The 13,039-nt window shown below is 67.8% G+C and carries 13 protein-coding genes; 6 read left to right on the forward strand and 7 right to left on the reverse strand.

Annotated features, from left to right (window positions below; all coding sequences use genetic code 11):
* Positions 1-120 precede the first annotated feature (120 nt).
* The 5 genes from ectA to OG921_RS06300 all read left to right on the forward strand — a co-directional run bounded on the left by ectA (position 121) and on the right by OG921_RS06300 (position 4,391).
* Positions 121-678 carry a diaminobutyrate acetyltransferase gene (gene ectA / locus OG921_RS06280; protein ID WP_266111488.1) on the forward strand — a complete coding sequence of 186 codons (558 nt, stop codon included), beginning with the start codon at positions 121-123 and terminating at the stop codon, positions 676-678.
* Positions 675-1,934 (forward strand): diaminobutyrate--2-oxoglutarate transaminase, encoded by a 1,260-nt coding sequence (ectB, locus tag OG921_RS06285; RefSeq protein WP_266111489.1) that lies wholly within the window; start codon positions 675-677, stop codon positions 1,932-1,934. Before ectA ends, ectB begins: the two co-directional genes overlap by 4 nt.
* Before the next feature lie 64 nt (positions 1,935-1,998).
* Positions 1,999-2,397: an ectoine synthase gene (locus OG921_RS06290; protein ID WP_266111490.1), complete on the forward strand. Its 399-nt coding sequence runs from the start codon at positions 1,999-2,001 to the stop codon at positions 2,395-2,397.
* A gap of 108 nt (positions 2,398-2,505) precedes the next feature.
* A complete protein-coding gene (locus tag OG921_RS06295; protein ID WP_266111645.1) occupies positions 2,506-3,456 on the forward strand; it encodes a D-isomer specific 2-hydroxyacid dehydrogenase family protein in 951 nt (316 codons plus the stop codon).
* A gap of 134 nt (positions 3,457-3,590) precedes the next feature.
* On the forward strand, positions 3,591-4,391 hold the full coding sequence (locus tag OG921_RS06300) for an NAD-dependent protein deacetylase (protein ID WP_266111646.1): 801 nt from the start codon (positions 3,591-3,593) through the stop codon (positions 4,389-4,391).
* Here the strand turns inward: OG921_RS06300 and proB are convergent.
* The 4 genes from proB to rplU all read right to left on the reverse strand — a co-directional run bounded on the left by proB (position 4,388) and on the right by rplU (position 7,774).
* Complete coding sequence (proB, locus tag OG921_RS06305) at positions 4,388-5,518, reverse strand: glutamate 5-kinase (RefSeq protein WP_266111491.1); 1,131 nt, start codon at positions 5,516-5,518, stop codon at positions 4,388-4,390. The genes OG921_RS06300 and proB overlap by 4 nt on opposite strands.
* Positions 5,515-6,978, reverse strand: coding sequence for a GTPase ObgE (gene obgE / locus OG921_RS06310; protein WP_266111492.1), 1,464 nt, complete (start codon positions 6,976-6,978; stop codon positions 5,515-5,517). The genes proB and obgE overlap by 4 nt, the downstream gene beginning before the upstream one ends.
* Before the next feature lie 189 nt (positions 6,979-7,167).
* A complete protein-coding gene (gene rpmA, locus OG921_RS06315) occupies positions 7,168-7,428 on the reverse strand; it encodes a 50S ribosomal protein L27 (RefSeq protein WP_266111493.1) in 261 nt (86 codons plus the stop codon).
* Positions 7,429-7,462: 34 nt separating this feature from the next.
* The gene (gene rplU, locus OG921_RS06320) at positions 7,463-7,774 is read right to left on the reverse strand and encodes a 50S ribosomal protein L21 (protein WP_266111494.1); all 312 of its coding nucleotides are present in this window, start codon (positions 7,772-7,774) and stop codon (positions 7,463-7,465) included.
* A 273-nt stretch (positions 7,775-8,047) separates the two neighbouring features.
* On the opposite strand from rplU, the gene OG921_RS06325 reads away from it, so the two are divergent.
* Positions 8,048-8,449, forward strand: a complete 402-nt coding sequence (locus OG921_RS06325; RefSeq protein WP_266111495.1) for a hypothetical protein — start codon at positions 8,048-8,050, stop codon at positions 8,447-8,449.
* 152 nt (positions 8,450-8,601) lie between these two features.
* Here OG921_RS06325 and OG921_RS06330 read toward each other — a convergent pair whose 3' ends face one another.
* The 3 genes from OG921_RS06330 to OG921_RS06340 form a co-directional block, all read right to left on the reverse strand.
* The gene (locus OG921_RS06330; RefSeq protein ID WP_266111496.1) at positions 8,602-11,775 is read right to left on the reverse strand and encodes a translation initiation factor IF-2 N-terminal domain-containing protein; all 3,174 of its coding nucleotides are present in this window, start codon (positions 11,773-11,775) and stop codon (positions 8,602-8,604) included.
* Positions 11,776-12,192: 417 nt separating this feature from the next.
* Positions 12,193-12,609: a nucleoside-diphosphate kinase gene (gene ndk, locus OG921_RS06335; RefSeq protein WP_266111497.1), complete on the reverse strand. Its 417-nt coding sequence runs from the start codon at positions 12,607-12,609 to the stop codon at positions 12,193-12,195.
* Between the two features lie 47 nt (positions 12,610-12,656).
* Positions 12,657-13,007 (reverse strand): DUF4233 domain-containing protein, encoded by a 351-nt coding sequence (locus tag OG921_RS06340; RefSeq protein WP_266111647.1) that lies wholly within the window; start codon positions 13,005-13,007, stop codon positions 12,657-12,659.
* Positions 13,008-13,039 lie beyond the last annotated feature (32 nt).

Consider the following 13,039-nt stretch of genomic DNA (forward strand, 5'->3'; position numbering starts at 1 on the left):
AGGCATCCGCGTGGCGAAGGTCACAGGTACCCGCTCACCTGCATGGGTATACCGCTTCCGTCGGAAATTTCGAGAGGGTTGGTGAAATTGCAGCTATCGATTGTTACGTTCGACCAACCGATGACCCAGACAAAGAGCGCGACCCCGAAACACGCTGAGAATGAGCGTGCAACGTCCCCTGTCAGACTTCGTCGGCCGGAAATAAACGATGGTTCGCGGCTGTGGAAAATCGCTGCGGATTCTCGCGTACTCGACGTCAACTCCAGCTACTCCTATGTGCTGTGGTGCCGCGACTTCGCGAGCACCTCCATTGTGGCCGAAGACGACGGACGAGTCGTCGGATTCGTCACCGGCTACATCCGCCAAGACGCCCCGGACACGCTGTTCGTCTGGCAGGTTGCGGTAGACGAATCCCAGCGCGGCAAGGGAGTTGGCGTAGCCATGCTCGACCAACTACTCGAAGACGTTGCACCACGGTCGGTTACGAGACTCGAAACCACCGTTAGCCCCGACAATCCCGCCTCCATAGCGATGTTCACATCGCTGGCGCGGCGTCGCGGCACCGATATCACCAAATACAACCTGTTCACCCCTGAGCACTTCCCCGACAGCCATGAAGCCGAAGAGCTCTACGTCGTCGGTCCACAGGAGAACCGGAAGGAAAGCAGAACAAAATGACCACTGCGCAGACCAATGTTTTCGAAACCCTCGAGTCCGAGGTGCGTAGCTACTGCCGCAACTGGCCAACCGTGTTCGAATCTGCCAAGGGCGCCTGGTTGCGAGACGAAAATGGAAAAGAATACCTCGATTTCTTCGCCGGTGCCGGCGCGCTGAATTACGGGCATAACAATCCGGTGCTCAAGCACGCGCTGATCGACTACCTGATGAGCGACGGCATTACGCACGGCCTCGACATGTCGACGGTGGCCAAGCGCGACTTCCTCGAGACGTTCCAGCGCACCATCCTCGAGCCCCGCGGCCTCGACTACAAGGTGCAGTTCCCCGGCCCGACCGGCGCGAACACCGTCGAGGCGGCGCTCAAGCTCGCTCGCAAGGTGACCGGACGCGAGTCGATCGTCAGCTTCACCAACGCCTTCCACGGCATGACGCTCGGTGCGCTGTCGGTGACGGGCAACTCGATGAAGCGCGCCGGTGCGGGCATCCCGCTCGTGCACGCCACGCCGATGCCGTTCGACAACTACTTCGACGGTGTCACCGAGGACTTCCACTGGTTCGAGCGCGTGCTCGACGACTCCGGTTCGGGCCTCAACCGCCCGGCCGCGGTGATCGTCGAGACGGTGCAGGGCGAGGGCGGCATCAACGTCGCGCGACCGGAATGGCTGCGCGCGCTCGCCGACCTGTGCGCCAAGCGCGACATCCTGCTGATCGTCGACGACGTGCAGATGGGCTGCGGCCGCACCGGGCCGTTCTTCTCGTTCGAGATCGCCGGCATCACGCCCGACATCGTCACGCTCTCCAAGTCGATCAGCGGCTACGGCCTCCCGATGGCCCTCACGCTGTTCAAGTCGGAACTCGATCAGTGGTCGCCGGGCGAGCACAACGGCACCTTCCGCGGCAACAACCCGGCGTTCGTGACCTCGCGCGTCGCGCTCGAGCACTTCTGGTCCGACCCGGCATTCGAGCAGGCCACCTTGGCGAAGGGCGCCAGGATTCGCGCCGCCTTCGACGAACTGGCGCAGCGCCACGACGGCGTCAGCTCGCGGGGCCGCGGCATGGTGCAGGGTCTCAAGTTCACCGAGCCCGACCACGCAGCGAAGGTGTGCCGGTACGCGTTCGACAAGGGCCTGCTCGCGGAGACCTCCGGCCCGTCCGACGAAGTGGTCAAGCTGCTGCCGCCGCTCACCCTCACCGAGGACGAACTGGATCACGGCATGCGGATCCTCACCGAGGCGACCGACGTGGTCATGTCCTGATCTCCCCGACACATTTCCACTTTCGGCAGTACCGCCTTACCGCAGTACAGAATTGAGGATCGACATGATTGTCCGCACGACCGCTGAGATCACCGGTACCGACCGCGATGTCGCCAGCGAGGATGGCAATTGGACCAGCAAGCGCATCGTCCTCGGCGGTGACGGGGTCGGGTTCTCGTTCCACGAGACCACCATCAAGGCCGGTTCGGTGAACAACTTCCACTACGCCAACCACATCGAGGCGGTGTGGGTCGTCGAGGGTGAAGGCACGCTGACCGATCTCACCAACAACGAGACCTACGAACTCGGTCCCGGTTCCATGTACCTGCTCAACGGCCACGAGCGCCACCGAGTCGAGCCGCGCACCCAGATGCGGATGTTCTGCGTCTTCAACCCGCCGGTCACCGGCCGCGAGGTGCACGACGAGAACGGCGTGTACCCACTCGTCGAAGTTCCCGCGTAGCGCTTCCGCTATCGTCTGCTCGAGTGCGCCACACAGGCCCTGACTGTGTGCGCCGACGGTAGTCGAACGACGGGGAGGTCGGCCATGTCCGCAGCCACACACGCCGACATGCCGGACCCGACCTCGACAGCTCGGACTCAGCAGCCGGTCCCCATCGCCCTCGGGCCGAATGGGGACCGGCTGCTGTCCGATGCGATCGGCAGCGGCGGCGCCACGCTCACGGATCTCGCCGTCGCCCGCGCGCTCGTCTGGGACGGCGGCACGGCCGACTTCCCGGTACTGCCCGATCACGTCCGGTGGGTGCAGCTCAACTCCGCCGGCGTCGAACACTGGTTCGCCACAGACGTTTTCCAGCAGAACCCGCACGTCGTGTTCACCTCGGCGGTGGGGGCGTTCGCCGCCAGCGTCGCCGAGCACGCGCTGATGCTGCTGCTCGCCGGGGTGCGCCAGCTACCCGAGCACCTGCGCGCAGACAGCTGGCGGCCCGCCGAACTGGCGCCGCGGATCGGCACGCTGCGCGACGCTACGGTGACCATCCTCGGCGCCGGCGGCATCGGCCGAGCCCTGATTCCCATGCTCACGCCTCTCGGCGCGCACGTCATCGCGGTCAACCGCACCGGCACACCGGTGCCGGGGGCGATGGAAACCGTTGCCGTCGCGCAGGTGAGCGAAGTGTGGGAGCACACCGATCACCTCGTCATCGCAGCACCGGCCACCCCCGCGACCAAACACCTCGTGGAGCGGTCCGCGCTCGCCGCACTCAAACCGCACTCGTGGGTCGTCAACGTCGCCCGCGGTGACCTGCTCGACACCGACGCAGCCGTCGACGCGCTGCGCGCCGGCACGATCGGCGGGGTCGGTCTCGACGTCACCGACCCGGAACCACTACCCGACGGACACCCGCTCTGGTCGCTGCCCAATGTGATCATCACGCCGCACGATTCCAATCCTCCGCAGCGTCGGGTACCGGCATTCGCGGAGCGAGTCGCCGCGAATGTCGCCCGTTTCGTCGCCGGTCAGGAACTGATCGGCGTCATCGACACGACCCGCGGCTACTGATCCGGCCGTCACTTTCGGGTGCGCGACCGCTCGGACGTCGGTTTACTGGAGAAGTGACCGACACTCTGACGACCGACGTCTCCCCCGTCGTCGTCCGTGACGCCGTCGAAGGCGCTCGCCGGCTCGGTGAACTCATGCACGGCAGGCGCACGGTCGTGCTCACCGGCGCCGGCATCTCGACGGACTCCGGCATCCCCGACTACCGCAGCCCGGATTCGCCGCCGCGCACGCCGATGACCTATCAGCAGTTCGTCGGCGACGCCGACTTCCGCCGCCACTACTGGGCGCGCAACCATCTCGGTTGGCGGCACATGGACGCCACCACGCCCAACACCGGTCATCGTGCGCTGGCGCGACTCGAGCGCAGCGGCACAGTGCACGCGATCATCACCCAGAACGTCGACCTGCTGCATACGAAGGCAGGCAGTCGCAGTGTCATCGACCTGCACGGCACCTATGCGCAGGTGATCTGCCTGGACTGCGGCGCCCGGGTGTCCCGGCACGGGCTGGCCACCAGACTCGAACAGGCCAATCCCGGTTTTGCCGAGTCCCACAGCGGGGCAATCGAAGTCGCACCCGACGCGGACGCCGTGATCGCACGGACCGCGCACTTCCGGCCGGTCGGCTGTGCAGGCTGCGGCGGCATGCTCAAACCCGACATCGTCTACTTCGGCGAGTCGGTTCCCCGGGGCCGCGTCGACGCCGCGTTCGCCCTCGTCGACGCCGCCGAACTGCTGCTCGTCGCCGGATCGTCACTCACCGTGATGTCGGGGCTGCGGTTCGTGCGCCGCGCCGCGAAAATCGGCATCCCGATCGTCATCGTCAATCGCGGTGTCACCCGAGGCGACGCACTCGCGGCGCTCAAGATCGAGGCGGGTTGCTCGCCGGTGCTCGCCGCATTGAGCGACGGGGGCTTTGCCGGGACCGGGTCCTAGACCGGGACCAGATCGTCGGCGTGCACGACCGGCCGCTGCATATCCGGTGGCAGTTCGTTCGTCGACTGACCGAGCATGGTCGCGAGTTCGGTGCTGTCGTAGGCGACGATGCCACGCGCGACCAGCTTCCCCTCGGGATCGTTGATGTCGACCACGTCACCGGCGTAGTAATGCCCATGCACCGCAGTGATTCCGGCGGCCAGCAGGGAGCGCCTGCGTTTGGCAACCGCGGCCACCGCACCCGCGTCGAGCCGAATCGACCCCTTGCTATCGGCGGCGTGGCGCACCCAGAAACGCCGCGCCGACAAACGGATCGGCCGGGCCGCGAACGCCGTACCGACCAGTCCCGCGCCGAGTGCCTCGTCCGCGGCACTCGCCGCGGCCAGCAGCACCGGAACTCCCGCATCGGCGGCGAGCCGAGCGGCCGAGAGCTTGGACGCCATCCCACCGGTGCCCAGCACTCCCCCGGTTCCCGCGATCACGCCGTCCAGGTCGCTGCGCGTGCGCACCTCGGTAATGAGGGTGGACCGGTTCCGGCGCGGGTCCCCGTCGTAGAGCCCGTCCACGTCGGACAGCAGAACCAGGGCGTCGGCGCCGACGAGATGCGCAACGAGTGCCGCCAGGCGGTCGTTGTCGCCGAACCGGATTTCCGCCGTCGCGACCGTATCGTTCTCGTTCACAACGGGAATCGCACCGAGCGAACGCAACCGGTCCAGGGTGCGTTGCGCGTTGCGGTGACTTTCGCGCCGGCCGAAATCGTCGGCGGACAACAACACCTGCCCGACCGTGCGGCCGTGCCGCGCGAACGAGGTGCCCCAGGCGTGCGCCAGTGCGAGCTGACCGACGCTGGCCGCGGCCTGCTTGGTCGCGAGGTCGGTGGGTCGCTTGGTGAGCCCGAGCGGAGCCAGCCCCGCACCGACCGCACCGGACGATACGACCACGACATCCGTGCCCGCCCGCACCCGCGCCTCCACGGCATCGGCCAGCAGGTCGAGCCGGCTGACATCGAGACCACCGACCAGGCTGGTGATGGCCGACGAGCCGATCTTCACCACCAGTCGGCGGGCAGATGCGATGGCCTGGCGCGCCGGGCTCTCGGTGATGACCGGTGGCTCCGCGCTGCTCACTCGTCCGTTCCGTCGCTGTCCGACTCCAGGCCGCGCCGAACCCGGCGCGCATGCTTGCGCTCCGCCGCACCGATCCGCTCGACCTGGTCCAACCGGGGGTCCGTGCCACGGCCGGTGCGCACGACGTCCACACCGGCGGCGGTCTGCGGCTCCCAGTCGAACGAGACGTCACCGATTGTCACCGGTGCCCCCGGTTTCGCACCGAGGCGCATAAGTTCGTCCTCCACGCCGAGGCGAGCGAGCCGATCGGCGAGGTACCCGACCGCCTCGTCGTTGTCGAACTGGGTCTGGCGCACCCAGCGTTCGGGCCGCACGCCTCGGACGATGAAGCCGCCGTCGATCTCGGGATCCGCGATGACCGTGAAACCGGTCTCGTCGATGGCGATCGGCCTGATCACCGGCCGCTTGCGCTCCGGCGCCGGGCGATCGCGTCGGTACTGCTCGACCAGCTCGGCGAGCGCAAACGACAACTGGCGCAAGCCCTCGTGGCTGACCGCGGAGATGCTGAACACCGGCCAACCGCGCTCGACGAAGTCCGGAGTCACCATCTCGGCGAGTTCGTCCGCATCCGGCACATCGACCTTGTTGAGGATCACCACGCGCGGGCGGTCGGCGAGATCGCCGAGTCCCGCATCCGCCGACAGGGCGGGCCGGTAGGCGGCGAGTTCGGCCTCGAGCGCATCCACGTCGGATACCGGGTCACGGCCGGGCTCGAGCGTCGCGCAGTCGACGACATGGGCGAGCACGGCGCACCGCTCGAGGTGGCGCAGGAAGTCGAGGCCGAGCCCCTTGCCCTTGCTGGCGCCGGGAATCAGGCCGGGCACGTCGGCAATGGTGAAGGTCGTGTCACCGATGGAGACGACGCCGAGGTTCGGCACGAGCGTGGTGAACGGATAGTCCGCGATCTTGGGCTTGGCCGCAGACAGCGCCGAGACCAGCGACGACTTGCCCGCGGACGGGAATCCGACGAGACCGACATCGGCGACCGACTTCAGCTCGAGGACGAGTTCGCGCTCGTCGCCGGGCTCGCCGAGCAGCGCAAACCCCGGTGCCTTCCGCGCTCGCGACGCCAGTGACGCGTTGCCGAGGCCGCCGCGTCCGCCTGCCGCGGCCTCGTATCGGGCACCGATACCGACCAGGTCGACGAGGATGCGCCCGTCGCCATCGAGGACGACCGTGCCGTCCGGAACCTTCAGCACCAGGTCGTCGCCGGTGGCGCCGTCGCGGTTGCCGCCCATGCCCTGCGTGCCGCTACCGGCCCTGGCGTGCGGGTGGAAGTGGAAGTCGAGCAGGGTGTGCACGCCGGGGTCGACCTCGAGCACGATACTGCCGCCGCGTCCGCCGTTACCGCCGTCCGGGCCGCCGAGCGGTTTGAACTTCTCGCGGTGCACGGAGGCGCAGCCATTGCCGCCCTTGCCCGCGGTGACATGCAGCACGACGCGGTCGACGAAGCGGGACATGGTTTCGATTCTCCTTCACGATGCCGGTCGGCTCCGGCATCTCGGCAATGATCACGAGCCTATGGCCCCAAAACCGGCCTGTCGGCGACCATTGCTCGTGATCACCGGCGTGGGCCGTACGAACGAAAAGGGCGGGCCGGGTTCTTACGACCCTGGCCCGCCCTTTTCGAAGGCTCTTGCGCGGCTGACCTAGGCCTGCTGCGCCGGAACGATGTTGACGGTCTTGCGACCACGCTTGTTGCCGAACTCGACCGCACCCGCGCTGAGCGCGAACAGCGTGTCGTCGCCGCCACGGCCGACGTTCACGCCGGGGTGGAAGTGCGTGCCACGCTGGCGGACCAAGATCTCGCCGGCGTTGACGCTCTGACCACCGAAGCGCTTGACGCCGAGCCGCTGGGCATTCGAATCGCGACCGTTGCGCGAGCTGGATGCACCCTTCTTATGTGCCATGTCTGCGACCCTCCAGGGTTCGTGAAAGCTCGAATTACTTGATGCCGGTGACCTTGAGGACCGTCAGCTTCTGACGGTGACCTTGGCGCTTGTGGTAGCCGGTCTTGTTCTTGAACTTGTGGATCCGGATCTTCGGGCCCTTGGTCTGCTCGACGACCTCGCCGGTGACCGAAATGCCGGCCAGCTTGTCGGCGTCGGTGGTGAGCTCGGCGCCGTTGACGACGAGAACCGGCGTCAACTCCACAGCATCACCGGGCTTGGCTTCGATCTTCTCGACCTTCACCAGGTCACCGACCGCGACCTTGTACTGCTTTCCGCCGGTCTTGACGATCGCGTACGTTGCCATCGGACGGCTACCCCTATCTTCCTGGTCACACTCGAAAACGCTCGCAAGGCGCTCAACCTCACGACTGGCCTGTTGGCTGCCTGCGCCACTCGCCCGGTTCCGAATTGCACATGGTCCAAGGCGGGCGCGGCGAAGCGATGTCGCCAGGCGGCGACCGTTCAAGGTTACGGGATCGGCGCGCCGCTGGTCAAACCGGCTCGGTCGCCGGCATCGATGCGCCCGAACGCTAGTGTCGCAGGCGAAAACTGGTCACGATCCGGGGGAGCGACCACGTTGAGCACACCACCGTCCGCCGCCACGCTGATTCCATTGACTATGGCGTTCACCTGCGACCGGGCCACCCGCTACGACCTGCATCGTGCCGATATGTGGGCCGATGCGACCAGCCCGCTCGGCGCGAGCATCCGGTTCGGGGTGCCGGGTGCAGCGCTCGGTGGCATCGCCCTGTGGAACTTCGATGAGCCGCGCGTGTTCGGCATAATGCTCGGGATATACGCCGCGGTGGTTTTCCTCTCCTTTATCCCCAGCTACCTGCTCGGTGCCGCTCGCGGGCGTTTCGCGATGCGCCGGCTCGGCTACGCCGAAGCCGGCACCGTGCTCTATGCGGGCTACACGGCCACCGCATACGCGTTCAGCGGGCCGGGAGTTCAGTTCAGCGTCGACTTCGCCATGTGACGAGGGTGGTGCCCCACTTCCGCGGTGTAGCGATCCAGCGTCGCGGTGCGCGCGGGCAGCTGGTGATACCGCGCGAACTCGTCCCCGATCCGGTGTTGTCGGCGAGGCGTTCCCGACGCGCGAGCTGAGGCCGCGCGTCGGGCGCTCGAGAACTAGGCGTCGACGTCCACCGGCGGCCCGGCCGGTCGCCCGGCTGCGCGACGGCGCCGCTCCCGCGGTGCGGCCACGGGGGCGCTGCGCAGAGCTTCCGCAACCCCGGTGGGCTCGTGCGTCGCTTCCTCCGCCGCTTCGACGGGGATCACGAAAACCGTTCCAGCCGAATCGGCTGCCGGCGAGGAGGCCGCGCGGGACACCCGCCGGCGCGTCGGCTTCCGCACCGCCGCGGCATCGGGCCGAGTCGGCTCGGGCGCTGTGGTGCTGTCTGCCGACGTCGACTGTGCGACTGCGGGCGACGCGGTCGGTTCCGGCACCGACTCGGCCACGGCCGGTTCGGCTGTCGTCGCATCACCGGAATCGGCCGATGCGGCCGCCAGGTCGTCGGCCGTCGCGGTCTCGACGGACACGACCTCGGCCGCCACCGCCGCCTCCTCGGCAGCGCCGACATCGGAAACGGAGTCGGCAGCGCCGGTCTCGTCGTGGTCGTGCGCGTGGTGCGCCGCCATCGCCAACGCCGCCGGGTGTGCGCGCTTGGTCGACGCGTCGGGCTGGTGGTCCTTGTCACCGCTCGGGGCCTGCTCGCTCGCACCGTTCGTGTCGGCAGCCTTGTCCTTGCCGCGCCGGCGCCGCGACGATTCGCCGCGGCCACCGCTACGCGAGCCACCTTCGTCGCCGCCGCCGATCTCCACCGGGTAGGTGTGCACGACGAGCCCGCGACCGTGGCAGTGCTCGCACGTCGTCGAGAACGCCTCGACCAGACCGGTGCCCATCTTCTTGCGCGTCATCTGCACCAGGCCGAGCGATGTGACCTCGGAGACCTGGTGCCGGGTGCGGTCGCGCCCGAGTGCCTCGGTGAGCCGACGCAACACGAGGTCACGGTTGGATTCGAGCACCATGTCGATGAAGTCGACCACGATCATGCCGCCGATGTCGCGCAAGCGCATCTGCCGCACGATCTCCTCGGCTGCTTCCAGGTTGTTGCGCGTGACGGTTTCCTCGAGGTTGCCGCCGGCACCGGTGAACTTGCCGGTGTTGACGTCCACCACGGTCATCGCCTCGGTGCGGTCGATAACCAGGGTGCCGCCGGACGGCAGCCACACCTTGCGCTCGAGCGCCTTGGCCAATTGCTCGTCGATCCGATGCGCGGTGAAAACGTCCACGCCCTCGCCCGCGTAGCGCTGCACGCGCCCGAGCATGTCGGGAGCAACCGTGCGCACATAGGTCTCGATCGTGTTCCAGGCGTCCTCGCCCTCGATGACCAGCTTCGAGAAGTCCTCGTTGAAAAGGTCACGCACGACCTTCACCAGCAGATCCGGCTCCTCGTAGAGCGCCTGCGGATTGCCCTTGGCCGCGCCTGCGGCCAGTTCTTCGATGCGCTGCCACTGCGACTGCAACCGCTCGACGTCGCGCGCGAGTTCATCGGCGCTGACGCCCTCGGAAGCGGTGCGGATGATCACCCCGGCGTCGGAGGGAACGATGTCGCGCAGGATTTCCTTGAGCCGCTTGCGCTCGGTGTCCGGCAGCTTGCGACTGATCCCGGTCGAACTGCCGCCGGGAACGTAGACCAGGAATCGGCCGGCCAGGCTGATCTGGGTGGTCAGCCGGGCGCCCTTGTGCCCGACCGGGTCCTTGCTCACCTGGACGAGTACCTGGTCACCGGGCTTGAGCGCCTGTTCGATCTTGCGTTCCTTGCCGCCGAGTCCGGCAGCCTCCCAGTTCACCTCGCCCGCGTAGAGCACGCCGTTGCGGCCGCGGCCGATGTCGACGAACGCTGCCTCCATGCTCGGCAACACGTTCTGGACGCGGCCGCGGTAGACGTTGCCCACCATCGACGCGGAACTCGTGGTGGTGACGAAATGCTCGACGAGGATGTCGTCCTCGAGCACGCCCACCTGGATGACCGGCGCCGCCGGTCCACCCTCGGAGTCGAAGGTCTTCTCCCGCACCACCATCACGCGGTCGACGGATTCGCGGCGGGCCAGGAATTCCGACTCGCTCAGGATCGGCGGGCGACGACGTCCGGCGTCGCGGCCGTCGCGTCGCCGCTGTCGCTTGGCTTCCAGGCGGGTCGAGCCGCTGATGCCCTGGACCTCGTCCTTTTTGCCCTTGCTGCGTGGCTCGCGCTCGTGCACCACGGTGTTCGGCGGGTCGTCCTCGGACTCGTTCGTCTCCGAGGTGCCCTCGCCACCGACCTTACGACGACGTCGACGCCGACGGCGGCGACTCGAACTGTCACCGGCGGAGTCGTCCTCGCCCTGCTCGGATTCGGCCGCCTCGCCGTCGCCGGATTCCGCTGCGTCCTGACCCGATTTGGCGGCGTCGCGGTCGGCCTTCGCCTTGGTGTCCTGCTTGGCCTTGGCGGCTTGCCTACCGGTGTCCTGCTCGCCGGTGTCCGGCTTACCCCCGCCGTCCTCGGATTTCTCGTCGGACGGCGTCGCCTCGGTGTCGTCGCCGGCTTCGCCATCGGCGCCCGACTGCTCGCCGCGGCCACGACCGCGGCCACGGCGGCCACGGCGGCGGCGGCGCTGCTGACCCGACTCGCCGTCGTCGTCGTCGCTGTCCGACGCGGAGATGTCGGTCTGGTCCGCTGCGGTCTCGTCGGCCGGGGCTTTGTCCTCGTCGGCGCGTTCGGCCTCGTCGGCCTTCGTCGAGGAGGGCACTTCGGCCTTCGCCGAAGCCTTACGGGTCCGCCGCACCGGCTCGGGCGGGGCGGGCGGCAGGAACAGCGGTGCCTGCACGTCGTACGCCGGAGCGGGAACGCCCGCCACCGTCGTGTCGGTTTCGACCGTGAGGGTGCGGCTGAACAGCTGTGGCCCGGCGTTCGATCCAGGTTCGGCGGCCTGCTCGGGCTCGGCCGACGCCGCGGTGGCTGCGACCGGCCCGTCGGGCGCCGGAGCAGACTCGGTTGCCGTCGACTCGGTGAACGAGTCACGGACCGATTCGGCCACGTCTCGGTTGAGGCTCGACTGCGCACTGCGCGCTTCGGAGCCGATTTCGGTGAGGTGGGCGAGCACCCGCTTGCTGGTCACACCCAGCAGCTTCGCGAGGGCATGCACCCTGATGCGTTCCGGCAACGGAGGCCGTTCTTCGGTTGGGGAGGGCGATGGGGCGGTGCGCTCGGCCGATTCGCTCGGCTGTTCGAAGGTCTCCGGCGGCTCTCGATCGGCCACGTATTTCTCCTAGGCCCTCCGGGCGCGTACCACCCGGTTGGGTGTCACGCGGCCACGCGGCGGGCAATGTCCGGCTCCCACGCGGTAGAGCGCGGGATCAAGTGGTCTCGCTCCGCGTGGTCGGATCGCCGGGTAACACTTTCACTCGTCTGGCTCGCCGGCACGCGGTGCCTGGCTGGATGGCTGTGCTCCACGGTTCGAGCGCTGATCATCCAGCGTGCGTTGGTCGAGCGGGGTATCCGCAACCAACAGCAGCGATGATCGGCATCGTGCCGAGGCGTCATCCGGTCGAACTCGCGGAAAAGCACAAATTGCGAATACAACCATCGTCAGTATCCCACACCCCCGGCCGAACCCGCACAATCGCCCGAGCCCGCGCCGTGGCAGTGCCAGGACGCGGGCTCGAGTAGGGGGTCGTCAGGCGCCGAGCGCGGGGAACCAGAGCGCGATCTCGCGCGCGGCCGACTCGGGCGAGTCGGATCCGTGAACCAGGTTCTCCTGGGTCTCGAGCGCGAAGTCGCCGCGGATGCTGCCGGGCACCGCCTTCTCCACCGGATCGGTGCCGCCGGCGAGCTGACGGAACGCAGCGATCGCTCGCGGTCCTTCCAGGATGGCCGCGACGACCGGGCCGGAGGTGATGAATTCCTTGAGCGATCCGAAGAACGGCTTCTCCGCGTGCTCGGCGTAGTGCGCGCCGGCGAGGTCGTCCGAGACGTTCTTGAGCTCGAGGGCGACGATCTTCAGCCCCTTGCGCTCGATTCGGCCGAGAATTTCGCCGATGAATCCACGTGCCACGCCATCGGGCTTGATCAGTACGAGAGTCCGCTCAGTCACGGCGACGAGGATAGCAGGGGGACCAGCAATTGTTACTCGCGGGTAGCTTAGCCGCGAGCGTCGCGCTGACCGGGTAACAGTCCTTTTTCCATCCGCTGTCCGATATCCCAGCGCAAATACAAGATGTATCCCCAGACGAACGCGAAGATGATGCCCATTGCGCCGATCGATGGATGAATGAAGAACCCGGCGATCAGCGCGACCTGCAAAACCAGGTTGAGCCCAATCGCAAAGGGGCGACGCTGCAGCCCGGACGCGACGATCATCAGCACCGCGAGGCCGACGAGATACCCCACCGACACCGGCGTCAGCCCGTCACCGACGGTGCCGACGACCGGAAGCGCGAGCAGGACGACGATCGCCTCCAGCACCAGCGTGCCCGCCATCACCCCGCGCATGCCCTTCCACGGGTCGTTCGTCGGTGGGTTGA

The organism is Aldersonia sp. NBC_00410, assembly GCF_026342035.1.
In the GTDB taxonomy this organism is placed as follows: domain Bacteria; phylum Actinomycetota; class Actinomycetes; order Mycobacteriales; family Mycobacteriaceae; genus Aldersonia.

Coding starts and splice junctions, on each gene's coding strand:
- ectA (WP_266111488.1), top strand. CDS start 121: ATGACCCAGACAAAGAGCGCGACCCCGAAACACGCTGAGAATGAGCGT.
- ectB (WP_266111489.1), top strand. CDS start 675: ATGACCACTGCGCAGACCAATGTTTTCGAAACCCTCGAGTCCGAGGTG.
- OG921_RS06290 (WP_266111490.1), top strand. CDS start 1,999: ATGATTGTCCGCACGACCGCTGAGATCACCGGTACCGACCGCGATGTC.
- OG921_RS06295 (WP_266111645.1), top strand. CDS start 2,506: ATGCCGGACCCGACCTCGACAGCTCGGACTCAGCAGCCGGTCCCCATC.
- OG921_RS06300 (WP_266111646.1), top strand. CDS start 3,591: ATGCACGGCAGGCGCACGGTCGTGCTCACCGGCGCCGGCATCTCGACG.
- obgE (WP_266111492.1), bottom strand. CDS start 6,978: ATGTCCCGCTTCGTCGACCGCGTCGTGCTGCATGTCACCGCGGGCAAG.
- rpmA (WP_266111493.1), bottom strand. CDS start 7,428: ATGGCACATAAGAAGGGTGCATCCAGCTCGCGCAACGGTCGCGATTCG.
- rplU (WP_266111494.1), bottom strand. CDS start 7,774: ATGGCAACGTACGCGATCGTCAAGACCGGCGGAAAGCAGTACAAGGTC.
- OG921_RS06340 (WP_266111647.1), bottom strand. CDS start 13,007: ATGCGCGGGGTGATGGCGGGCACGCTGGTGCTGGAGGCGATCGTCGTC.